Origin of the sequence: Mesorhizobium sp. 113-3-9 (assembly GCF_016756515.1) — a bacterium.
Taxonomy (GTDB): domain Bacteria; phylum Pseudomonadota; class Alphaproteobacteria; order Rhizobiales; family Rhizobiaceae; genus Mesorhizobium.
Map to the genome: position 1 here is coordinate 7,123,457 of NZ_AP023246.1, position 22,221 is coordinate 7,145,677.

Annotated in this window: 15 protein-coding genes and 6 pseudogenes; 4 read left to right on the forward strand and 17 right to left on the reverse strand. The window is 58.2% G+C overall.

What is annotated here, in order from left to right:
- Positions 1-97: 97 nt before the first annotated feature.
- The 8 genes and pseudogenes from MesoLj_RS34060 to tnpC all read right to left on the reverse strand — a co-directional run.
- Positions 98-1,129, reverse strand: coding sequence for an ABC transporter ATP-binding protein (locus MesoLj_RS34060; RefSeq protein WP_202324158.1), 1,032 nt, complete (start codon positions 1,127-1,129; stop codon positions 98-100).
- The gene (locus MesoLj_RS34065; RefSeq protein ID WP_202324160.1) at positions 1,126-2,133 is read right to left on the reverse strand and encodes an ABC transporter ATP-binding protein; all 1,008 of its coding nucleotides are present in this window, start codon (positions 2,131-2,133) and stop codon (positions 1,126-1,128) included. The genes MesoLj_RS34060 and MesoLj_RS34065 overlap by 4 nt, the downstream gene beginning before the upstream one ends.
- Position 2,134: 1 nt before the next feature.
- Complete coding sequence (locus tag MesoLj_RS34070) at positions 2,135-3,016, reverse strand: ABC transporter permease (protein ID WP_202324164.1); 882 nt, start codon at positions 3,014-3,016, stop codon at positions 2,135-2,137.
- Position 3,017: 1 nt separating this feature from the next.
- Positions 3,018-3,959, reverse strand: a complete 942-nt coding sequence (locus MesoLj_RS34075) for an ABC transporter permease (protein ID WP_202324167.1) — start codon at positions 3,957-3,959, stop codon at positions 3,018-3,020.
- Between the two features lie 5 nt (positions 3,960-3,964).
- Positions 3,965-5,563 carry an ABC transporter substrate-binding protein gene (locus MesoLj_RS34080; RefSeq protein ID WP_202324170.1) on the reverse strand — a complete coding sequence of 533 codons (1,599 nt, stop codon included), beginning with the start codon at positions 5,561-5,563 and terminating at the stop codon, positions 3,965-3,967.
- Positions 5,564-6,125: 562 nt separating this feature from the next.
- Positions 6,126-6,586: pseudogene (locus MesoLj_RS34085) on the reverse strand (pyruvate carboxylase); the annotation flags it as partial.
- A gap of 198 nt (positions 6,587-6,784) precedes the next feature.
- A complete protein-coding gene (locus MesoLj_RS34090) occupies positions 6,785-8,191 on the reverse strand; it encodes a hypothetical protein (RefSeq protein ID WP_202324172.1) in 1,407 nt (468 codons plus the stop codon).
- Between the two features lie 243 nt (positions 8,192-8,434).
- A pseudogene (gene tnpC, locus MesoLj_RS34095) lies at positions 8,435-9,771 on the reverse strand (IS66 family transposase); the annotation flags it as partial.
- Positions 9,772-10,071: 300 nt separating this feature from the next.
- Between tnpC and ectB the strand changes: the two are divergent.
- Entirely contained in the window at positions 10,072-11,355 is a 1,284-nt protein-coding gene (gene ectB / locus MesoLj_RS34100; RefSeq protein WP_202327580.1) for a diaminobutyrate--2-oxoglutarate transaminase, read from the forward strand.
- A 709-nt stretch (positions 11,356-12,064) separates the two neighbouring features.
- On the opposite strand, the gene MesoLj_RS34105 is transcribed toward ectB, so the two are convergent.
- The 3 genes and pseudogenes from MesoLj_RS34105 to MesoLj_RS34115 all read right to left on the reverse strand — a co-directional run.
- Positions 12,065-12,535, reverse strand: coding sequence for an Lrp/AsnC family transcriptional regulator (locus MesoLj_RS34105; RefSeq protein ID WP_202324175.1), 471 nt, complete (start codon positions 12,533-12,535; stop codon positions 12,065-12,067).
- A gap of 98 nt (positions 12,536-12,633) precedes the next feature.
- Entirely contained in the window at positions 12,634-13,854 is a 1,221-nt protein-coding gene (locus MesoLj_RS34110) for an ATP-grasp domain-containing protein (RefSeq protein WP_202324177.1), read from the reverse strand.
- Positions 13,855-14,250: 396 nt separating this feature from the next.
- A pseudogene (locus MesoLj_RS34115) lies at positions 14,251-14,513 on the reverse strand (IS3 family transposase); the annotation flags it as partial.
- Between the two features lie 3 nt (positions 14,514-14,516).
- Here MesoLj_RS34115 and MesoLj_RS36935 point away from each other — a divergent pair.
- A pseudogene (locus MesoLj_RS36935) lies at positions 14,517-14,715 on the forward strand (IS30 family transposase); the annotation flags it as partial.
- On the opposite strand, the pseudogene MesoLj_RS34120 reads toward MesoLj_RS36935, so the two are convergent.
- From MesoLj_RS34120 to MesoLj_RS36530, 4 genes and pseudogenes are all read right to left on the reverse strand, one after another.
- A pseudogene (locus tag MesoLj_RS34120) lies at positions 14,708-15,683 on the reverse strand (IS110 family transposase). The pseudogenes MesoLj_RS36935 and MesoLj_RS34120 sit on opposite strands and share 8 nt — an antisense overlap.
- A 204-nt stretch (positions 15,684-15,887) precedes the next feature.
- Positions 15,888-16,606, reverse strand: a pseudogene (locus MesoLj_RS34125) (transposase).
- A complete protein-coding gene (locus tag MesoLj_RS36940; RefSeq protein ID WP_446720345.1) occupies positions 16,537-16,989 on the reverse strand; it encodes a transposase in 453 nt (150 codons plus the stop codon). Before MesoLj_RS36940 ends, MesoLj_RS34125 begins: the two are co-directional and overlap by 70 nt.
- A gap of 329 nt (positions 16,990-17,318) precedes the next feature.
- Complete coding sequence (locus tag MesoLj_RS36530) at positions 17,319-17,552, reverse strand: amidase family protein (protein WP_342215818.1); 234 nt, start codon at positions 17,550-17,552, stop codon at positions 17,319-17,321.
- 280 nt (positions 17,553-17,832) lie between these two features.
- Between MesoLj_RS36530 and istA the strand changes: the two genes are divergently transcribed.
- Entirely contained in the window at positions 17,833-19,344 is a 1,512-nt protein-coding gene (gene istA, locus MesoLj_RS34135) for an IS21 family transposase (RefSeq protein WP_446720276.1), read from the forward strand.
- Between the two features lie 12 nt (positions 19,345-19,356).
- Positions 19,357-20,112, forward strand: a complete 756-nt coding sequence (gene istB / locus MesoLj_RS34140) for an IS21-like element helper ATPase IstB (protein ID WP_202324181.1) — start codon at positions 19,357-19,359, stop codon at positions 20,110-20,112.
- 25 nt (positions 20,113-20,137) lie between these two features.
- On the opposite strand, the gene MesoLj_RS36945 is transcribed toward istB, so the two are convergent.
- Together MesoLj_RS36945 and MesoLj_RS34150 are read right to left on the reverse strand one after the other, a co-directional pair.
- On the reverse strand, positions 20,138-20,707 hold the full coding sequence (locus tag MesoLj_RS36945) for an amidase family protein (protein WP_446720346.1): 570 nt from the start codon (positions 20,705-20,707) through the stop codon (positions 20,138-20,140).
- A gap of 12 nt (positions 20,708-20,719) precedes the next feature.
- Entirely contained in the window at positions 20,720-21,457 is a 738-nt protein-coding gene (locus MesoLj_RS34150; protein WP_202324184.1) for a class I SAM-dependent DNA methyltransferase, read from the reverse strand.
- Between the last annotated feature and the right edge of the window lie 764 nt (positions 21,458-22,221).

Genomic DNA, 22,221 nt, shown 5'->3' on the forward strand with positions numbered 1-22,221 from the left:
GTTCGTTTCATCTCATCTTCTTGCCGTGCTCAACGCGATGTTCGGCGCTCGTGTCAGCTGTACGAATGAGATGTTCGATTGGGTGAAGGGTGTGAGGCTATACCGCACGACTGAGCGACGAATTGGCCACAGCAGCAGGCTGATCCCGGAATTCTGCGGCCGGAGCGCGTACATGACAGGCCACGACGCGCCCGTCTGGGATCGGCACTAGGGGCGGCACTTCGATGCGGCAACGCTCGATCGCAAGCGGGCAGCGAGGGTGGAATGCGCATCCTTTTGGCGGATTGATGGGGCTCGGCACCTCGCCCTCCACGGGCGCCTCCAGCCGAACGCGCGTCGGATCCGGCACCGGAGCGGCCGCGATCAGCGCCTCGGTGTAGGGATGGACTGGCTTGGCGAAGAGCGCCTCGCATGGGGCGAGTTCTACGATGCGGCCCAAATACATAACCGCGATCCGATGGGCGATGTGCTCCACGACGCCAAGGTCATGTGAGATGAAGACGAAGGCGATGCCCATCTGCTGCTGGAGATCCAGAAGCAGATTTAAGATCTGCGCCTGCACGGAGACATCGAGGGCTGACACCGCCTCGTCGGCGATGATGAGCGAGGGGTTGAGCGACAGGGCGCGTGCAATGCCCAGCCGCTGGCGCTGACCGCCCGACAATTCGGACGGCAGCCTATGCATCATCTCGGGCGACATGCCGACTTTTCGGAGAAGGTCAGCGGCAAGCGCGTTGCGCTGCTTCCGGCCGAGACGTTCAAAGTTCTCCACAGGCTCCGTAATAATTTGCCCGGCCTTGAGGCGCGGATTTAGCGACGAGTAAGGGTCCTGAAAGACCATCTGCATCCGACGGCGCCACGCGTGGAGGGCGTCCTTCTTGAGGCCCGCAATGTCGGTCCCGTCGATCATCACGCGCCCGCTCGTTGGCTGCACGAGCCGCATCAAGAGCCGCGCCACGGTGGACTTGCCGCAACCGGATTCACCGACGATGCAAAGCGTCTCGCCCGCCTCGACGGAAAAGGATACATCTTCCACCGCCCGGATCACCGGAACGCTTTTCTTGAAGATCCCCGAGCCAAGCGGGTAGTGCTTGGTCAGATTCTCGACTTTCAGCAAAGGACCGTTCATGTGCCCATGACCTCTTCGGCGCGCCAGCACGCCGCGGCGTGGCTCGAGCCGACATCACGCAGGGCGGGCGTCTTCTCGCGGCAAATATCGATCGCGAACGGGCAGCGAGGCGCGAAGCTGCAGCCCATAATGGGCTCGCGCAGACTTGGCACGATGCCGGGGATTTCCGGAAGGCGGTGCTGACGGCCGCGCCGCGGATCAGGCACCGATCGCATCAGGCCCTGAGTGTAGGGATGCGCCGGACGCGCAAACAGATCTATCACGTTCGCCTGCTCAACGATCCGGCCAGCGTACATCACGATCACGCCTTGGCATGTCTCGGCCACAACGCCAAGATCATGCGTGATGAACATCACGGCCGTTCCCGTGCGCTCTTTCAGATCGATGATGAGCCGCAGGATCTGCGCCTGGATAGTAACGTCAAGCGCAGTCGTTGGCTCGTCGGCGATCAACAGTTCCGGCGAGCAGGCCAGCGCCATGGCGATCATGGCGCGCTGGCGCATGCCACCCGACATTTCGTGGGGATAATTATTGACGCGACGCTCGGGATCCGCGATGCGCACGACCCGGAGCATCTCTTCGGCCTTTGCCATGGCCACCGAGCGGGACGCTTTTGTATGGATCTGCACCGCCTCGGCGATCTGGTGGCCGACCGTATAGACCGGGTTCAGGCTCGTCATCGGCTCCTGGAAGATCATGGCGATCTGGTCGCCGCGAATCTTTCGCATCTCGGGATCAGACAGTTCTAGGAGGTCGCGTCCGCGAAAACGGATCTCGCCGCCGACGGTCTTGGCGCTCAGCTTCGGCAGCAGGCGAAGGATGGAGAGAGCGGTAACGCTCTTTCCGCATCCGGATTCGCCGACGACGCCGAGGGTCTCGCCTTTTTTCACCTGGAAGCTGATGCCGCCCAGGGCACGGGTGACGCTTTCTTCGCCGTAAAAGTGTGTCTCAAGGTCTCGAACGTCGAGAAGCACGTCGTTTCCCGCGGCTTGGTGCATCTGCATGTCAGCGCCTCCGGTTGGCGCGGGGATCGAATAGGTCGCGCAGGCCGTCCCCGAGTAGGTTGACGGCAAGGACCATGACGGCAAGGCAGATCCCGGGCGCGAAGATCGTCAATGGCGCGATGGCGAGATATAGGCGCGAACTGGCGATCATGTTGCCCCAGCTGGGGATCTCGGGTGGCACGCCCACGCCGAGGAAGCTCAGCCCCGCCTCCGTCAGGATCGCGCTGGCGCAGACAGTAGCGCCCTGGACCATCAGCGCAGGAATGGTACTCGGCAGGATATGCCGCCACAGCACCTTGGGCAGTCGCGCACCGCCGCAAAGCGCGGCCTCCACATAGGGACGCTCGCGAACCCCCAGAACCACCGAACGAACAAGCCGCGCGACGGCTGGCGTCTCGGGGATCGCGATGGCGACGATGAGGATGCCGATTCCCGGTCCTGTTAGAGAGATGAGCGCAATAGCCAGCAAGATCGTCGGGATCGACATCAGGCCGTCCATAACCCGCATGACGACGTTGTCGAAGCTGCGGCTGTAACCTGCGATGACACCAATCAGGAGCCCGACAACGGCGGCGCTCGCTGCCGACAGCAGCCCGACCACGAGGGAGATGCGGGCGCCGAAGATCGTTCGCGCAAACACATCCCGGCCTAGATTGTCGCTTCCGAACCACATCTCAGCTGACGGCCGCTGGAGGCGCTTGAACGGATCCATGTTCACCGGATCGCCGGCGTAAAGTGGGGCAGCGAGCGACAGAATGATCAGGAGCGCCAACAGGCCGCCGCCGATCATGACCAGCGGATGACGCCTTGCCAGACGGGGAAGGTCAGATATTCGCAGGCGGCCTGTAGGGACGTATTCAACTGGTGCGGACAAAATCGTCATATCAATACCGTATACGGGGATCGATCAAGGTGTACGCCAGATCGACCGTGAGATTGATAAGGACGTACAGACCCGAAGTCAGGATGAGCACACCTTGAATGATCGGATAGTCGCGGTTGTTGACCGCATCGACGACCAGGCGACCGATACCGGGGATGTTGAATACCGTTTCCGTGAGGACGACCCCGCCGATCAGATAGGCGAAGCTTATGCCGATCACGGTCAGGATCGGGACGCCGGCATTCTTTAAGGCATGATGAAAAAGCATGGCATAGGACGACGCGCCCTTGGCGGCGGCCGTTCGCATATAGTCTTCCGACAAGACCTCGAGCATGCTCGCCCGCGTAACCCGGGCGATGAAGGCGATGTAGCCAAGACCTAAAGTCACGGTGGGAAGGATGAGATGCACAAACCAAGGCCCGAGGCCGCCATCGATCGACACATATCCCTGGACCGGCAGCCAGCGTGCACTGATGGCGAGCACGTATATGAGAAAGAAGCCGACGACAAATACCGGGACAGAAAAACCAAGCGTAGCGAATGCCGTCAGGATGCGATCAACAAGACCGCCAGTTCGCCACGCGGCAAGGATGCCGAAAGAGACCCCGACCGTGACCGAAAGGATCATCGTCAAGATCGAAATGGAAAGTGTCGGTTCCAGCCGCTGCGAGATCAGTTCGGAAACGGGTCGACCCGTCAAAATTGAAGTCCCGAGATCGCCGCCGAGGACGCTGAGCGCCCAATGTACGAACTGAACGGGCAGCGGTTGGTCTAGTCCCAGTTGTTCGCGAATAGCGGCGATCATCTCTGGCGTGCCCTTATTGCCGGCGATGATGGTTGCCGGGTCACCAGGCGCCAGCCTGAGAAGCAGAAAGACGAAAATCCCGACGATCGCCATGACCGCGATGGTCGATACCATCCTGCGCAGGATGTAAGTGGCCATTGTGCTCAGGCCTTCTGCATGTTCCACATCGGGGTGAGCCCCGGCATGCCAATGAGGCCGGTCAGCGCTTTGCGACGCGCGATTGGCGAGACAACTGAACCCAGAAGAACGGTGCCAACGAAATTCCAATATTCCTGTTGCATCTTGCGGGCCAGTGCCTTGCGTTCTTCGAGCGTTTCGACAACCGCCCATTTGGCGCGAAGAGCCTCATATTCATCGCTCTTCGGCCAGCCCAACCAACCCTCTTCGCCATTCGCGCTTAGAGTGGGGTTGCCGCCTGCATCGCTGCGCTCGTAATCGGACTCGTACGTCTCGAATATGCTCCAGCCGCCGTTCTCAACGGGGCCCTTGTTCCTTAAGCGGGCGGAAAATCCGGCGCTGTCGCTCGGCGCAAGCTCGGCATTGACCCCAATCTTGCGCAGCGTGGCCGCCAGTAACTGCATGGCATTGTTGTCAAACGGATCGCTCGTCGCTTGGAGAAGGATGACCTTCTCGCCGGCGTATCCCGCCTCCTTGAAGAGCTGCTTGGCCTTTTCCGGGTCGCCACCTTTCTTGTACCACCCCGTGTTTTCGTCGTTGGAATAGGGCGTATGGTTGCCGAATACCGAAGTAACAGTGCTGATGTATTCTGGGGGAAAGGTGGTACGCATGAATGCCTCCTGATCGATCAGGTAAAGCATCGCCTGGCGCGCCTTTACGTTGTCGAACGGCTTCTGCAGACAGTTCATGCGCATGAAATATACATTGCCCGCCTTGTTCAGGACCTGGAGTTCAAGGTTGGAATCGCTCTCGATCGCTGGGTAAAGATCGGCAGGTGGGCTTGAGAGGAAATCGACCTCGCCCGACTGCAAGGCAGAAAAGGCAGTCTGCTGATCGGCAATATTATCCCAGATGACGCGATCGACGTTCACGACCTTCCCGCCGGAGAATCCGTCTGACGCTTCGCTGCGTGGTACGTATTGTTCGTTGCGATCGTAGGTGAAGCTCGCGCCCGGCTTGGCAAGAGCATCGTTGAACTTGAACGGCCCAGATCCAATGTTCGCGTTTACTTCCTCGGTGGCTGGGTGATCTGCATCCTTCTCGCGCATGATGAACAGGCACGGGGTAGACGCTTTGCCCAGGATGTCGAGCAGAGTCCCCAGGGGCTCCTTGAGTGCGATCGTGAAGGTTTTGTCGTCGATTTTCGAGATGTCGCTCGCCCGCGCCATGATTAATTGTCCGCCGGGATCCACCTGGCCCCAGCGACGGATCGATGCGACACAGTCCGCTGCAGTGACGGGAGTGCCGTCGTGCCAGCCCAAGCCATCCCGGAGCTCAAGCGTATATTTCTTCTTGTCATCGGAAACGCCCCATTTCCCTACCATTTGCGGCTGAGGCATCAACTTGGAATCAAGCGCAAACAGCGTGTCGTAAATCGCCAAGCCATGATTGCCGCTTGAGTAAGCGGTAGAAACGATCGGATCGAAGACGCTGGGCATACCCATAACCATCCGCACCGTCCGCGCAGCGGTTGGCTCTGTTCCTGCCCGCAGGACTGAAGGAATCGACAAAGCCGCTCCAGCGGCCAAGCCTACCTTAATGAGGTCGCGTCGAGAGATTGTCATCTTCCATTTCCCCCTTTTTTGGCTGTCTCATCGTCCAATCGATGTTCAAGTGCAGCCGAGCGTACGTCAAATTCAGTCTGTGTATCGCGGTCATCTGGTTTTGAGATGGCGAAGCTGTACATGCGCACCCAAATGCCGCAACGGGCAGCGTAGGTCCAATTGTAGGCACCAACGGGTCCGGCAAGGCCGTCGGGAAGAATGAGGTGTTCGAAGGCTCTTTTGTATAGCCTCGACAGCATTAGAGAAATGGGGACAGATGGGGTGGACGCCCCTTCCCGGCACGATCGTGCCAAAGTGGCGGCGTTGCATACCATCAGTCCTGCAAATTAGCTTCTGGGGCGGCCCATCGATGACTTTCATGTTGAGGAGCAGGCCTCCCTCTCCTTCGAAAGCATTCTGAAAAAAACTCGACGTGGTACACATGGCCAGCTACATCCCGGAGATTATAGATCAGCCGCAGATCCTTGGCACCGATCTGGTCGCCGCTTTGACCAGCACTTCGGCAATTGTCCCGTCGCGCTCCGCATGCAGCGTCGTCTCATCTTCATCATCTTCATCGCCCTTTTTGCAGCGCTGTCGGGCAACCGCCGGGCGACTGGCCGAGATCGCCGCGCAGCATCGAGACGATCGAATCCGGAAAGGCGGCATCCCTGGCCGGATTTTCGACATCGGCAACCGTCAGATCCTGGCTGACCATCATCAATGCCCATGTCGCCGACGACCTTGGACGACGGCGTCACCTTGACGATGTTGCCGAATATCAGGTTGACGTCGTGATGGCGCCACCTTGTGCCAGCGTGTCTCAAGCCCGACCGAGCGGGCCTGTCCCTTGAATTTGGTGAATTCGTGCAGGTAGACTTCTGGAGCCGGTCCCTTGAGGTCGCTTTCGAAGGCAGCATACTGGTTGCGCACCGCCTCTCAGTAGAAGGGGACTTTGCGGATCCATTGCGGGTCGAGACCCAGGTTGCGTTCGGTGGCTTTCAATGCCTCGACGATCGAAACCAAGCAAGGCTGCGATGACGACCGATGCGAATCCGGCTTTCGCACGGGTCGACAAGCGTTCGGCGTGCGTGCTCGATCGCCGTTCGTGCGGCGATCGAGGTGAAAGTGGCCAGAAATTATGTGGCAGCCAAGCTCACCAGCACAATCGAATGGCAGGCTTCTGGCGCACGCCGCCACATATCCAGGTCCGGCTAACAAAAACGGATCGGCACCATCTGTTCATGCACCAGCGATAGCGACGGGCATTAAAATCCCGCTCCGCCCAACGTTCATCACCGCATCGAAACTTGCGCGCGACTGAAAGCCTGCTAGGCGGCCACCGAACACATAACAATCAATTCCATACGCCATTTTCTTGATCAAGCGGGTTGGTGGGTGCAGAGCCATCACCTCTCCGGGCCTGACGTACTCTTGAACGACGTATGGGTTGCGGGCGGCCCGTTCAATGTGATCCTCCCACACCTCTGAGGGTGTGAGGCACCCAACCAAGACATGCTCGCCACGCGTCGCATTAGAGGGCTTCAGAACAAGATTCGCCTTATTCTCCCGGATGTAACCGATAAGCTCGATCCGGCGCCGTTCGGGGTTGGTTGTTACTCCCGCTCTAACAAGACGGGTCCAAGGAATGTGGCGTGCAATAAGCTCCACCTGCTCGGCGTTGAAGCTCGAACTGAAACGATCATCGCTGAGTACAGCAAGGATCGCCTTATCAGATAATATCCACTGGGAGATCCAAGAGTTTATTGAGACAACTTCTTGAGCTGCACACGCGTCTAAGTAATCTTTGCATTCACTATATTTGTATATTTCTCTGACATCGAGTTTATTATAAATAAGCTCAATGCGCTCACCGTCCGGACCGAATAACCCATGAGGTGTTCTCTTCATCGCAGTTATGTCCAGCAATGCTGCTTTGACGCCGGCGTCTCTTAGACCGCCCACAATCCAATCTACTTCGTTGGTATAACGGCCGCGAAAATTGACTACGGCGGCGGTTGCGAGCTCGCAACCAGTTGCAGCGCGATAGGCAGACACCAGTTCCCGAACAAAGCAGTTCGGATCTTTCGCGAAAGGCTGCTTACTCACGTCAAGTGCCAAGCCCTGTGCCAATGGATTAGGTATACGGCTCCAGACATTTGCGGCGAGGCCGTTCTGAATAACGCCGCCCGGCCCTTCAGCATTCGTTTCAATTATCTTATAGTATCCATCGCTGCCGAACAGGCCGTCCAGTCGGCATATCCTAACAATCGGCCGATTTTTTGGCAGAGGAGTAATCCAATGCCACAAATGTTTGTAGGCTGGGAACAGATCCTGTACCTCTTCATTGCAACAATACAGCTCAGCGGCGACATCAAGGATCTTGACCACACCCTCAACGATAGCGCCGAGGCGGTTTTCCAGATCGCAATCTATTGCAAGGGGCCGGAGACATACGGGATACGCCCGCCCCTCAAAGTGCATGCCCGCCTCTGCAATGGCGCTGGAAAGTTCGTCTTGAGCACCCCAGATAGCGGCCGAATCGCAAGTTGCGAGCTCGCAGAGCCGGCGCTCAATTCGTGCATCAGTCTCGCTGATTGCAGGCACTATTGCAATTTCCGCGGGGACCGACCCTACCTGAGTTGTCATGAGCAGCTCCTATCCAGTTGCCTTATTGCCATTGCGCTTGCGAGACCCACACATCTTGAGGCAGCGCGCGAGCTAGGGACCGACCCGCTCTGGCAGTCAGAAGGCCGCCAGAGCGTACGAATCTCAGCTTGGTAGCCGTTCCGTGGCGGGTGATTTGTATCCGTTGGTCGCTGACAGGACTTTGAAAATAGTGCGTTGACGCTTTTTAGAAACTGCCAAATCTGGTGGCTTTGCGGTAGGCGCTCATTTCCCCCACGTTGACGGCCGCTGCAACAACTGATCGTCGCTTTCAGACGACGCGTCGGGTCGGGCTGCGGCGGCTTTGAGGAAGTTGAAGGGCAGGAGATCGTCGATAGCTACGTTCTCGGGGCGCTGAGGCAGTTCAGTGAGGACGTGGCGCTAACGGCTCGACGCCACAGGCGCGGCAGGTCAGCACGAGCTGTAGACGATGGCGCTGGCCGCCTTGGCTCCGTCGACGGTATCGCTGAACAACCAACTCTTCCTGCCAGTTGCAAAAATCCTGATGTCGCGCTCCAGAAGATTGTTGTCGATCGGCATGCTGCCGTCCCCGGTGTAACGCGTCAGATGGTCCCACTGGGTTCAGTGTGTAGGACACGGCGTCGCCGAGCTTGCTGTCAGGCAAGACCTTTGGGCGATTTCATCGAGCCATACCTTGAGAGCATGGAGGATGGGGACACTATGTTGCTGGCGGAAGCGGCGAATGCATTCGGCCTGTGTTTCACCCTTCTCCGGTATCCGTCCCGCGCCTGCCTTTCAACCCGGTAGAGCTGTTCGAAGAACCGGAGCGCCTGTTCCGGCGGCCCGTTCTCGCTTTGAGGGCATCGACGAAGCGCCGCCTCGAATGGGCCATGCATCCAAGATGCGTTGCCCCTTCCAGCGTGCGCCAGGCGGAATAGCCGTCGCTCATTACTATGCCGCGGTAATCGCCGAGGAAGGCCTGCGGGTGTATCTGGCCGCGGCCCGGCTGATAAGCGAGCAGCACGATCGGCTCGTCACTGTTCTCGCTGCTCCGGTAAGCCCACATATATGACGTGCTGGCGGCCTCTCTGTCCATTTCCTTCAGCACCTCTGGACCGTGGTCTCGTCACCATGGATGAGGGGCTGCGATCTGAGCCGCAGCTTCAGCGCGTCATAGATGCTGGAGAGATTTTTTTTCGCTCGAGCCGATCACCCAATGGCCCAGAGCGCCTCGGCTGACAGGGAACGCCGGCGCGCTCGAATGCCTGCGCCAGGCGGTAGAGCGGTGTGCCGTCGACATACTTATGAACGAGCGCGAATGCCCGAGTCGAGGCCGTAGCGATGCTGCCCGGCAAAGGTTGCGTGGGCATCGGCACGATCACGACCGGCGTGTTGATCCCGGTGCGGTCGCAATGACGGCAAGCATATTTGAACCGCACATTCTGCAGGACCTTCGCCTTCACCTCGATATGAAGTTGCTCGGTAACGGTCTCGACCATGCGATGCATCTGGTGACGGCAGCAACGACAAGCCTTCTGGGCGTCGGGAAGGTCATACTCGACACGCTCGCGCGGCAGGTTTTCCGGCAAGGCCTTGCGGCCGAATGGGACATGGCCGTTCCTCTCAGCGAATTTGAAGTACCTTTAGCTCGCGAGAAATATGACTGTTGCAGAAAATTCTAAATCTTTAACTCAACGAAGGCGCATCCTGAGTATTATGGCCCGCGCTTAGATTTCGACCGTGCCGGTTCCGCCAGCGCTCACAAACACGATCTCGGCTGCGGGCTTGCGGAGCGCGACGGAGGCCCGCCAGATTCGCCGAGCGGGCACCATGCAACGCCGCCCCCGCCGGAGGCTGCAAATTCGAGAGAGTTCGTCTCCATGAACGAAGAGATTTCAACCATGAACAAGAACTTTTCGCCTTCGAGCGACGGAAGCCTCGCAATTTTCGAGCGCCTTGAATCCGAGGTGCGTGGCTACATCCGCTCGTTTCCGATCCTATTCGATCGCGCGGTTGGCACTACCCTCATAGATGCAGACGGTCGAGAATATCTTGACTTCTTCGCAGGGTCAGGGGCCCTCAATTACGGTCACAACAACCCGTCCTTTAGGCAACCGTTGCTGGATTACATCGAGCGTGACGGAATCGTGCACGGGCTCGACCTTGCCACCACCGCCAAGAAGGCTTTTATCGAGGCGTTTGAGCGGTATATTCTGAGGCCGCGTGGTCTAACTTACAAATTGCAGTTCACGGGTCCCACTGGTACGAACGCGGTCGAGGCGGCGCTAAAGCTGGCGCGCCTAGTGACCGGTAGGGCGAATATCGTCGCATTTACCAATGCGTTCCATGGCGTTAGCGCTGGATCGTTGGCTGCGACTGGAAACAAGAAGTACCGGACTGCCGCAGGCTCTCCCCTCGCGCACGTGACGTCATTGCCATACGATGGTTATCTCGGCCCTACGGTGGACACGATTGACTACTTTGAGAAGCTGCTCAACGATCCTAGTAGTGGACTCGATAAACCTTCCGCAGTGATTCTGGAGGCAGTCCAAGGCGAAGGAGGCATCAATCCTGCCAGTTTCCAATGGCTGCAACGGCTGCGTGAGCTGACCGCAAGACACGAGATCTTGATGATCGTCGATGACATTAAGGCGGGTGTGGGCCGCACGGGAAAGTTTTTCAGTTTTGAAGAGGCTAAGATCGTACCTGACATCGTCACTCTGTCGAAGTCCTTGTCGGCGGTTGGAACGCCGATGTCCCTCGTTCTTCTGAAGCCTGAACTGGATGTTTGGTCCCCTGGCGCGCATAGTGGTACGTTCAGGGGCAACAACCTTGCTTTCGTTACTGCTCGAGCCGCTCTGGAGACCTACTGGGCAGATACCAAGTTTGAGGACGAAATCGCTAGCAAGTCCACGATGTTGGCTGAAGAACTCAAATCAATCGCGAACGATTTCCCCAACCTTGGCTTGAGTGTACGGGGCCGCGGATTGATGTACGGGCTTGTATCACAAAAGCACCCTTCATTGGCGGTCCAAGTCTCTCGGGAGGCCCTGCGTCGCGGCTTGGTGATCGAGACCTGCGGCGGGCGGGCTGAAGTGCTCAGTTTCTTAACTGCCCTCACCATTGCTGAGGCTGACCTGCGCCGTGGTCTGTCAATCGTTCGCGACAGCATTAGCGTGGTGTAGGAAGCATAGTGAAACGTTCGCCGTGAGGATCATGAAAAGTGCAAGACATCGTCGCCGGAAGCGCCAGCAAGCGAGCGGAGACGCTACTGGCAACGGCGTCGCGATTGCCACCAGCCGCCGTGCGAACCTCGTCCGGTGATAGTATGTCGCTGTTGAGGTCGGTGAGAATTCGCGGACCCGGGCGGATCGAACAGTTTGACGACCGGGACGTGGTCGATTTCGGTGCTCGGTAACGCCATTGGCGAGTAGCAGGGAGCGCAGTTCATCGGTGATCAGGATGATGGAGTAGCTCCTTGTCAAATCGCGCGCGAGCCTGGCAGGGTGACCAGTCCAGTGACCGAGTTAGGTGTGTAGTCCCGGAATGTGATGGTGTACCATTGATCGTGAGTCGGCAGGAGGAGGATGCGCTATGGCAAGTGTTCTTCACGGCAGCGCCCGCACACGGAATTCCTGACAGTCCCACGACGCCGTGTCTTCGAGCCGAGTTCCAAGCGTCGCAAGAGAGCACCCGGTCCCTTGCCGCCCGCTACGGCCTGAACCCGAAGACGTGATCAGGTCATAGCAGCGATTGATCACTCCTGACGAACTGGTCTGGTCTCCGTGGCCACATCGATTCGGGCACCCGCGCGGGCGACGCTCACCTTCTGCTACGTTTCCTTGGTGCGACCCTCCTGCTGGCATTCGAGGGAACCGCCTGGTTAGCATAACCCTACTCGCCAACTGGCACAGCAAAGGGTACCTTAGTGCGATCCATGACGACCATTGTGCTAAATTCTTTGATGTCGGCATTCTCGTAAAAAAAGCGACGAGCGAATGCCTCGTACTCCTCCATCCCGCGTACGGAGATCATAAGAACGAAATCTGCTATACCTGTCACATAATATGCGTTCATAATCTCGGGCGTCCGTCGAATGGCTCGCTTGAAACGATCAATGATATCTGAGCGATCACGCTGGACACTGATATACACCAGCATGAGCATTGGCCGGCCGACGGCTTCCGGCGAAATTATGGCTACGTCAGCCTCAATGACACCGGCATCACGAAGTCGTTTTAAGCGCCGCTGACAAGCGTGGGCTGACTGGCCAGCAATTCGGGCAAGTTCTTTTGTAGTAAGACGGTTGTTTCTCTGCACGGCGTTGAGTATCTTCCGGTCAATTCGATCCAATGCATTGGCCATTTCTGCAATATCTCTCTCATTCTCTTATTGAATGGATCTTTGGCAACGATCATCTCGTACCTGGCTCAGCAGCACCGACACCGACAGGTACATTGTTCTTATTCTCCATATGTCGGAAATGGTGTAATGGACCAATCAATCAAGTCGATGGCACGTTGAAGTATTGCGTCGGTCTGAGTACGGGTGGCTGAAGCAGCGATGATATATCCCATGCAGTCTCGACAATCGCCTTTCCTGGTGATCAGCGTCTTTGGCTTAACAAAGAATTTGACTTCGGTTACACCCGGTATATTAGCAGCTTGGTCACCATCGATCCAATCGAGGATGCCATCGCGATCTGCAACTAGGAACCGCGCGGCCGCAGAGTGGGAATGCCTTTTGCGTAAATTGCATTCATCGCCGATAACAAGCTTAATGTGCTCGGTGATCAGATCGATACCGTAAGCCAGTTCGACCAGTTGTGGAGTAGGCGATCCCGCAAGTCGCGGATTTACTTCGATAACGACCGGGCCACTCTTCGTCCAACGGAGTTCAATGTTTGTGGGACCCCAGCCAAGTCCAAGAGCTGCCAAACAGCTCAGCGAAGCATCGGCGATACGTTTTTGCTCGTCATCGGTCAGCAGCGCCGGATAGCTCCACTCATGGTAGACGAAGTGCGGTGGTGGGCCGTAATCACCGGAGCCGATCCAAACGAGATCATTGCCCATCATCTCAGCGCAATACTGCGGGCCCTGTGCGAATTCTTCGACCAATATCCTTGGCGAGGACCGCCAAATGTGGCTCTCGCCCAATAGATAAGCCATATGTTCGGACAACTCATTGCGGCTGCGGCACAATCGGACACCGACGCTGCCAGTACCTACCGCTGGCTTGACGACCACCGGCAGGCCGATTTCTGCGGCAGCGCTTTCTATATCCATCGCGGTCGCTGCCAGGCGATAAGCAGGCACCGGAACGCCGGCTTCTGTGAGGAGCTGGCGTTGAGTGAATTTGTCGCAACACTGCTCAATCGATGAGGGATTTGGTCCCGGTAGATCGAAATGCCGGCATAGCGTGCCAACTGTCGCATAAGCCGACTCATTGGCAGACGTAATGCCAGCAATATCATAGGTCTCACGTAACCGGGAACATTCGCGGATCAGCGCATCAAGATCGTCTGTATCTACCCGAATGGCTGCACCCTCTTCCGCTGCAAGATCCTCGTACCTGGAAGGATCAGCCGATAGGACAATTGAGTGAAGAGCAAGACGCCGGGCCGCTTGAGCGTATCGCAGGGTATTACTTGCACTTTCAATCATTATGATAGTTCTTATTGCCATGGATCTTGCCTCAAACGTTGATTGCTGAATAATTGTACCGATTTCAGAGCGGAATCGGCCGTCACTAAAGTCCGTCTGCATTTAACTTAACAGTCTCAGTGATTTGCGTTCGTGAATGTATCGTAAATTTATGTTAATAAAATGTTGCAACCACTGGATTGACCGTAAGGATTATTGGCGAGTTGCTGGCCACGCGATGAGAATGCCAATTGCCAAATAGAACGCCTGAGATTAGAGCAATGGCGAATTGGAGGCACAACGAGTGAGGGAACGACGCCGGCAACTGAGGTTAGCAATGTCTGCCCATGACCCAGGGCTGGGGGGAGCCACCTGCAATGCGTCGTAGCATTCGCCTATCCCGAGAGGGTGCGCCGGATCATCTTACAACCGATGACATCAACAAACGCGCTCATGTGCTAAATCGCGTTCCTCGGCTTCGGCCGGCGGGACGTTGCCGATGGGCTCCAGCAGCCGGCGATCGGTGAACCAGTCGACCCATTCCAGCGTCGCGAACTCGGGGCCTCGAACGAGCGCCATGGTCCGCGTCGATGGATCACCTCAGGCTTGTAGACACCGTTGATCGTCTCGGCGAGGCCCTTGTCGCAGGTTTCGCCGGCGCTTCCCACCGAGGGCTCGACGCCGGCCTCCGCCACGGGCTCGCGATGAGCATTGGAAAGCGGCGATCGGCGCGGTCTGGACGAGCGCCACGGCCGCCGGTGGCGGGAGCGATGGACAGAATAGATTCTGGCCGGCAATTGCGACGGGGCTGGAAGATGCTGCGCTCGAAGCCGGCGTGAGCAGGCTGTAGGAACCAGATGGTTCCGAAGGGCGGGCGGTATGCCACCAGCGAAGTTCAGGTCGCAATAGCCCAGACGAAGCCGGCCAGTTCGCGAGCGATCGCCGTAGCCACGATGTGGCCGGCTGCCGGCTCTGATCGGCCGCACGTGCGGATCAGCTTGGGCAACCCCTCTTGTCGGAGCAACTGTTCACGGCTGATCCTTGCAGGGAACCGATAGCTCCAGGCGCCACGACCAGCGTTCGCCGGGCGTTGCCTGCTTTCGTTACGCCGCCCTGACGCCTAGTTCCACCGCTGGAATGTTCCAAGGGGACCAGACCGAGATAGGCCAAGAGCTGCCGGCGGTTCTCAAAGCGCGTGACGTCGCCGAGTTCCGCGATCACGGTCGGGGCCGTCACAAGGGCCATTCCTCGAAGCGCGTGCAGAGCGTGGACCATCGGCGCCAACACCCACTCCTCGAGCATGGTCTCGATCTGTGCCGTCAGCCGATCACGACGGGCCGCCGCGGCTCTGATCGTTGACATACAGTCTTCCAGGACGATGTGGGGGCGGGCTGCTCGAAGCGTAGCCCAGCCAGCCAGCCGCGATGCATTTGCGTCCAGGCGGGACGATTGTGGAATGCAACAGAAATCCGGAGAGCTGCTGGCGGGATGCAGCTTCGCCGGATTGATGGCGTTCCGACGGTCCGTCTTGATCCGGTCTCCGGCTTGCGAGGGATCAGCGACGGCGCGACCACCAGACAGCCGTGCCCCGCCGCGGTCAGTTGCCGCTGAATGCCGTAGCACACGGTCGGGACTCATACCAGAACCGGAGCACGGCTCCCGGCAGAGAGAGCTTGCTCAAAGTCGCCTCAGGGCCGCAGGCGCATTCGATATCTGTCCGTGTTCGCGAACGTCTCCGCGCCTGCTTCCAACTGCCAGAGCGACCGAGATCGTCTCTTTGTGAACATCAAACCGACGTAGCTGTCATGCTCGTCCCTGGGTCCGTCTCCACCGCAAGGCTCGGCGCCGGGACATCCAGCGCGACCCTCGATAACCTGCATACTGTGAAACGGGTCGCCCTACCTCAGGCATGCGGTCTAGCCCGTCTTATTCGCGAGCGGCTTGGTTCCTTTGCCACGAAGCGCGCGGACGTGGAGGCGTGAGGCGTCCTTTTCACCGCGGCTGAGGCTGGACTTGTGGAACGCGCTGGAGGGTGGAAGGTGTTGGTTAAGCGGGGGGCTTTGATGCCCCGGCGCTCATGGTCCTCCTGGCTGCAGGTTGAGGGTCATCGCTCGGAACAGGCTGGCCTCGGGACAGGTGGCGGCGAAGGCCAGGCGGATGCGCGAGATGGTTTCGATGACGCGGGCGCCGAGCTTAAGGAGCCTGAGCCGCAGTGTGGCGAACTCGGCGTTGCTGAGATGATGGGCTCCGGACACCGCCTCGCGTAGGGCGAGCATCAGCGGCGGTGTGCAAGACGAGGCGCACTTGGTTGGCAATCGGTGAGCGGCAGCTGGTGCGCTGGGTCTTGTAGATCACGTCGTAGACATGCGCGGCGGAGCCTTTGTCGAGATTGGTGACGACGAAGCGGACGTCGAGGCCCATCGAGGTTGCCTTGAGCGGGCGCAGACGCGACGTTCCGTCTTCCGGGATTTCGGCTTGTATCGTTTCGGCGTAACCGCGCAGCACCGGCTTCTGCTCGAGCGCGCGGCGGGTGCGGATGTCGTCGGCGGCTTCATCAACGAGACGCTGGAGAACCGTGTTGCCGGGCAGGCCAAAGACGTAGTCGATCGCATTGTCCTCGCACCAGACCATGACTTCCGCCCGGCCATAGTGGCCATCGCCGCGGATCAGGACGCAGATGGCCGCGGATCTCCTTGCCCGTCGGGGTCTTGCCAGGACGCAGGATCATGGCGACCGGGCGTCCTGTCGCGGCGTCCTGGATGGGGATCGGCAGGAAGTAGCGCTCGTCGTAAATGGCATTGAAGAGCGAGAGCTGCTGATGGCCGTGAACGACATCAACCGTGTCGTCGATGTGAGAGTGATGCTTGCGGGTGGCGCGGCATAGCTCGACAGCCAGAGATCGACCAGCACCCAGCCGAGCCGGATGACGGTGCGCAGGTCCGGCAGGTTCTCCACCCGCGAGCATGTCGGCTGCGAGCACAGATCCAGCCCGCTGTCGGGCAGCCGCCCGCAGGCGAGCCCGAAAGCCGGATCACTGCGCAGCAGGTCGAGATCGTTGGCATCCTCGTAGCCGCAGGCGATCGCAAAGATGCGGGCGCGCAGAATGTCGGCCATGGCGTGCGTCACCCGCGCTGGATCGCGCAGATCGTGGATCGCGGCGGCGAAGAAGCGGGGCACGCAATCCCGCCGCAGCGTCTTCCGCAGACGACGACGTTGCCGCTCGCGTTGACCCATGAACTGGAAAGGGATATTTTTCGTCAGATCTCTAGACCTACCCGAACGACCTGCATGACCCTCCTCCTTCATCGCAGTTGAGACGTGCGAGATACCACCTTCTCCAGAGGGCAGGTCCATTTACTACAGGAGTTGAAGTTGATGTATTTCGCTTCGCCTGTGGTCATATGTCCGGCTTTCGACGCGATCTGGTGTCGCTGGCCAAGATGGTTCCGCGAGGCGCGTTCCAAACACGGCAACGGTGTTGCTCACACGTGCGGTTGATTCGCTGGTCAGAGTTCCGGGCGCTTGTTGGCCCATGGGTTCAGCCTTTCGAAGGCTGCAGAGGCCTGCAAGACACCAAGATCATCGAAGCGCTTGCCAACGATCTGGAGACCGACAGGAAGCTCACTCTGGGTAAATCCGCATGGCACGCTTGCGGCCGGGTTCCAGGACATGTTGAACGGATAGCTGAACTCCGCCCACATAATCCAGTCCCATGGATGCGTAGGCCAGTGATCTGGCATCGCGCGGCGGCGGCCTTCACGAGCGACGCGACTTCAGGATCGACGCGGGCGACGCCTAAATTCGGGCTGTAGGCAATCCGCTTGCTGCGGATTCCGACGTGAAGCCGGCCGCCATTCCGATCAAACACCGGCCACCATTCCGGTATGAAGCCGGCCACCATTCCAACCAAAGACCGGCCGGTTTTCGGCACTGAAGATTACCTCCTGGGTCAGCAACTTTGGCAGCAATTACCTCGCGATGAACGAGGACATTTTGATGCCGGCAAAGAGAAGGCTGACCATGAGACAGTTGAGACAAATGCTTCGGCTTGCCGGAAGCGGGACCAGCTCCCGCGAGATTGCGGTCGTGCTGGGAATAGCACGCAGTACGGTGCAGGATAATCTGCGGCGCGCAGCGGCAATCGGGTTGAGCTGGCCCCTGCCAGGCGAGCTGACCGATGACGCGCTTGAGAACAAACTCTTCGCTCGCAATGGCGTCAAACAGGGCACGCGGCGGCGCGCAGAGCCGAACTGGGCCGATCTTGCCGTCGAGCTCAAGAAGCCGGGCGTCACGCTCCTCATCTTGTGGGAAGAGTATCGAGGAAGTCATCCCGACGGATATGGCTACAGCCGGTTCTGCGAGCTCTTTCGCAGCTTCGAACAGCGGCTTTCGCCGACGATGCGCCAGGAACACGCCGCCGGCGACAAGGTCTTCGTCGACTATTCCGGCAAGAAGATCCCGATCGTTGATCGAGACACCGGCGAGCTCCGTGAGGCGGAGATCTTTGTGGCGGTCTTGGGAGCGTCCAGCTTCACCTATGCCGAAGCAACCTGGACCCAGACACTACCTGATTGGATTGGTTCGCACGTCAGGATGTTTCGTTTTTTTGATGGCGTTCCCCGACTGATCGTCCCCGACAATCTGAAGTCGGGTGTCAGCCGCGCCAGCTTCTACGATCCCGAGATCAATCGCAGCTACGGCATGATGGCATCCCATTATGGCGTCGGCGTTCTTCCGGCACGGCCGCGACGGCCGAAGGACAAATCGAAAGTCGAGAACGGCGTGCGTTTCGCCCAGTCATGCATTCTGGGGCGGCTGCGCAACCAGACCTTCTTCTCGCTGGCCGAGGCCAATGCCGCCATTCGCCAGGCACTCGATCGCATCAATGATCACGTCATGCGTCGGCTGGGCGTCAGTCGCCGGCAATTGTTTGAGAGCGTCGAGCGTGCTGCGCTCGCAAGCCTTCCGAGCAAAGACTACGAATTCGCCGAGTGGCGTTTGGCCCGCGTCTCGACGGATTACCACGTCGAGTTCAAGACCTTCTTTTATTCCGTGCCGCACAGCCTCATTCGCCAGCAAGTCGATCTGAGAGCAACGGCACGCACCATCGAGATCTTCCACCGCGGCAAGCGCATTGCCGTCCATCAGCGCCGCTATGGCGGCCCTCGTCATGGGACGGATCCGGATCATATGCCCAGCTCCCACCGGCGATATGCCGAGTGGACGCCGGATCGTTTCCGTCGCTGGGCCGCATCCGTCGGGCCCGAGACGGAAGGCTTGGTTGTCGCAATCCTCGCCAGCCGCCCACATCCTGAACAAGGCTTTCGGACATGCCTGGGTGTCCTTCGCCTGTTTCGCGATATCACACGCGACCGCGCCGAAGCCGTGTCAGCCCGCGCTGTCGAGATCGGTGGGCTGAACTGCAAGAGCATCGCCTCGCTTATCGCCAATCACAAGGCCGCAAGGCATTCCACCGAACCGACCGCCATCGTCGATCACGCCAATCTGCGTGGCCCCGATTACTTCCATTGAGGAGACATACCAATGCTCATCCATCCGACCATCGACATGCTGCGCGAACTCGGCCTTCATGGCATGGCCACCGCCTTCCAGGAGCTCGACGCACAATCCGAAGCACGCGGCCTCGAGCATGGCGAATGGCTTGCCATGCTGCTCGAGCGCGAGGCTACCATGCGCCGCCAGAAGCGTTTCGAAGCCCGCGCCAGGGCTGCAAAACTTCGCCATGACGCACAGATCGAGGATGCCGACTTTCGTGCCGCACGCGGTCTTGATCGCAATCTGTTCATGGCGCTCGCCGGCTGCGACTGGATCAGAAAGCATCACAGTCTTCTCATCACCGGGCCGGCGGGCGTCGGCAAGAGCTGGCTGGCCTGTGCGCTTGGCCACAAAGCTTGCCGAGAGGATTTCTCCGTCGCCTATCACCGCGTTCCCCGCCTGTTCGCCACGCTTGCCCTCGCGAGAGGCGACGGACGTTATGGCCGGATCCTCAAGCAACTCGCCAAAACCGACCTTCTCATTCTCGATGACTGGGGACCCGAAAAACTCAATGATGACCAGCGGCGTGATGTGCTTGAGATCATTGAAGACCGCTACGAACGCCGATCGACAATCGTCACCAGCCAGCTGCCCCTGGATCGCTGGTACGAGATCATTGCAAACCCAACTCTGGCCGATGCCATCCTGGACCGCCTCGTTCACAACGCCTATCGCATCGATCTCACCGGTGAAAGCATGCGAAAACAGCGCTCGCCAAGAGCCTCTGAAACAGCGCAAGCTTGACCTGAAACGAAACCCAATCCAAACATCAACGAGACCCAGGATCAGTCCGAAAAATGGCCGGCTTCAAATCGGAACACCGGCCGGAATGAAATCGGAATGACTGGCCGGCTTCAAATCGGAATCGATGGCCGGCTTCGTCGGAATACGCACGCTTGCCATTTACGCCGTCGTGCAGTCGCGCGAGATAGTTGGCAGGTCCCGCCTCAAGCGTCGTATGGTCCAGGAAGTGCGGACCGGCTATCACCTGAAGCATGAGAGCGCTGTCTGCAACGGTGCGCGTTATCGGTCCGACATGGGCACTGAAATCATCGACGCCGAGTGGAGAGTAGGGCACACGCCCGAAGCTGGGTTTTAGTCCAAACACCCCACAGAAGTGCGCAGGCATGCGGATTGAGCCCGCTCCGTCACCGCCTTGGTGCAACGGCCCGAAACCTGCCGCCGCCGCAGCGCCAGCGCCAGCCGAGGAGGTGCCGGCATTGTACCCGAGCTTCCAAGGGTTGCTCCATAAAGCCGATGCTCTTAGAGTCCGTGCATTCAGTCCTTTGCGGAGGGTTGCAGCAACGGGGCGCCCATCAAAAGTGCTCGATAGGTGGATCTCAAAAGCGGACTATCGCTTAATTCGGCGATAAACCGAGATATGACGTTTGGAGCCAGCGGTGAACACACCTTTCGTCCAATCTCCCCAACGCTCAGCTAGCTCCAGCCCCACGCATTCGGCCATTGTATCGAGCTCCTGGTGATAAACGTAACGAACGCGCTCGGGGAAGCGTCTGACCGATGTACCGGAAAACCAGAGAAAGCTTAAAATCAGGTTCTGGTTTAGTGGATCGTGGATTTCCGCATTGACGAATGTATTCTCGTGATCCACGAGCGCAGTAGTAATTTTCTGGCCGTTGACGAAACCATCTAAGGCTGGCACACGCACTTCTATCACCAAAACTCCCCCTTCATCTATCGCCTCAGCAGCAGATCGGAGGCAAGCTATTTGCTCTTCGCGTTTTAGGAGCAGCATGAACGTGTCGTAGATACAATAGACCAGATCGTAACGTTGCTCTAAGCTGAAATTGGCAATGTTCGCCTTCCAAGCCTTGATCAGATCCGTCCGCGTGGCGAGAAGTTTTAACATTCTGTCCGAGTTATCCATACCTTCGACCTTGACGCCGCGCTCACTCAACGGCACCGCCACGCGCCCGCTGCCAATACCAAGTTCAAGAGCGCTCCCTCCGTGAGAGAGTCGCTCAAGAAAGGTGGCTGTATCATCTGCCTCAGCGACTTTCCCTAACATGCCGGTATATTCTTCATAGATTGAAGAAAATTTATCGTAATATATATGCTTATCTTGCATATCACTTTTCCTTTTGGTGCGTTGTCTATTTTCATGTGCGTGAGATTGAGATATTCTTATTAGCCCAACTGAAACGCTCAGTCATGTATCTCACAGACAAGATCCTTTTGCAGTATCGAAATTTATTGACGGATTTTGCTCATAGATAATTAGGTAATACCAGTCAATGCTCACTGTTTTATAACTGCTTTTGCGTACAACTAAAGCTAACAAGCTGCTTGCCATCCACAGTCTAAGGTTTGCTATACCAACTTGATCAAGCACTCTGGGGAAGGTCGCAGGACGGCACGAGCCCTGAACCTGAGCGCAAAAATGCAGTGAACGCACTCACACCGCCAATACAGGAGACGCCCCCTCGCGGGCAACGTCTCCACAAATCGTTCCGTTGCCGGCAACTTTGATAGCAGGACGACGCAAGTGATCAGACCATCAAGCGAAATAACCATCACAGACAATTGAGCGAAGTTCAGAGCGCAAGCGTTATGCCAAATTGAAAAGCGCTTTTAGTTCAATAAATTGGATATTTGCGTCCGATTCCGTCTGTTTGTAATGGCACAATTTGTTTGCGGATTCCGACAATCTGCAAGGTCGTGGTCGACCAGCCTGAATATCTCACCAAAAGAAGTGCATCGACCCCGAGAATCTGAGAAACTGGTTTTGCAACAAAGAGTTACCAGATGATGTCCATGCGGACCGAACCCACGCCCACCGCCGAGTACAACTATCCGTCTCTGGCGCGCCGACCGCCGCCTGAGCCCTGGCGC

Excerpts from the sequence above, each read along its gene's own strand:
- MesoLj_RS34060 (WP_202324158.1), bottom strand. The coding sequence starts at position 1,129 with ATGAACGGTCCTTTGCTGAAAGTCGAGAATCTGACCAAGCACTACCCG.
- MesoLj_RS34065 (WP_202324160.1), bottom strand. The coding sequence starts at position 2,133 with ATGCAGATGCACCAAGCCGCGGGAAACGACGTGCTTCTCGACGTTCGA.
- MesoLj_RS34070 (WP_202324164.1), bottom strand. The coding sequence starts at position 3,016 with ATGACGATTTTGTCCGCACCAGTTGAATACGTCCCTACAGGCCGCCTG.
- MesoLj_RS34075 (WP_202324167.1), bottom strand. The coding sequence starts at position 3,959 with ATGGCCACTTACATCCTGCGCAGGATGGTATCGACCATCGCGGTCATG.
- MesoLj_RS34080 (WP_202324170.1), bottom strand. The coding sequence starts at position 5,563 with ATGACAATCTCTCGACGCGACCTCATTAAGGTAGGCTTGGCCGCTGGA.
- MesoLj_RS34090 (WP_202324172.1), bottom strand. The coding sequence starts at position 8,191 with ATGACAACTCAGGTAGGGTCGGTCCCCGCGGAAATTGCAATAGTGCCT.
- ectB (WP_202327580.1), top strand. The coding sequence starts at position 10,072 with ATGAACAAGAACTTTTCGCCTTCGAGCGACGGAAGCCTCGCAATTTTC.
- MesoLj_RS34105 (WP_202324175.1), bottom strand. The coding sequence starts at position 12,535 with ATGGCCAATGCATTGGATCGAATTGACCGGAAGATACTCAACGCCGTG.
- MesoLj_RS34110 (WP_202324177.1), bottom strand. The coding sequence starts at position 13,854 with ATGGCAATAAGAACTATCATAATGATTGAAAGTGCAAGTAATACCCTG.
- MesoLj_RS36530 (WP_342215818.1), bottom strand. The coding sequence starts at position 17,552 with ATGCCAGATCACTGGCCTACGCATCCATGGGACTGGATTATGTGGGCG.
- istA (WP_446720276.1), top strand. The coding sequence starts at position 17,833 with ATGAGACAGTTGAGACAAATGCTTCGGCTTGCCGGAAGCGGGACCAGC.
- istB (WP_202324181.1), top strand. The coding sequence starts at position 19,357 with ATGCTCATCCATCCGACCATCGACATGCTGCGCGAACTCGGCCTTCAT.
- MesoLj_RS34150 (WP_202324184.1), bottom strand. The coding sequence starts at position 21,457 with ATGCAAGATAAGCATATATATTACGATAAATTTTCTTCAATCTATGAA.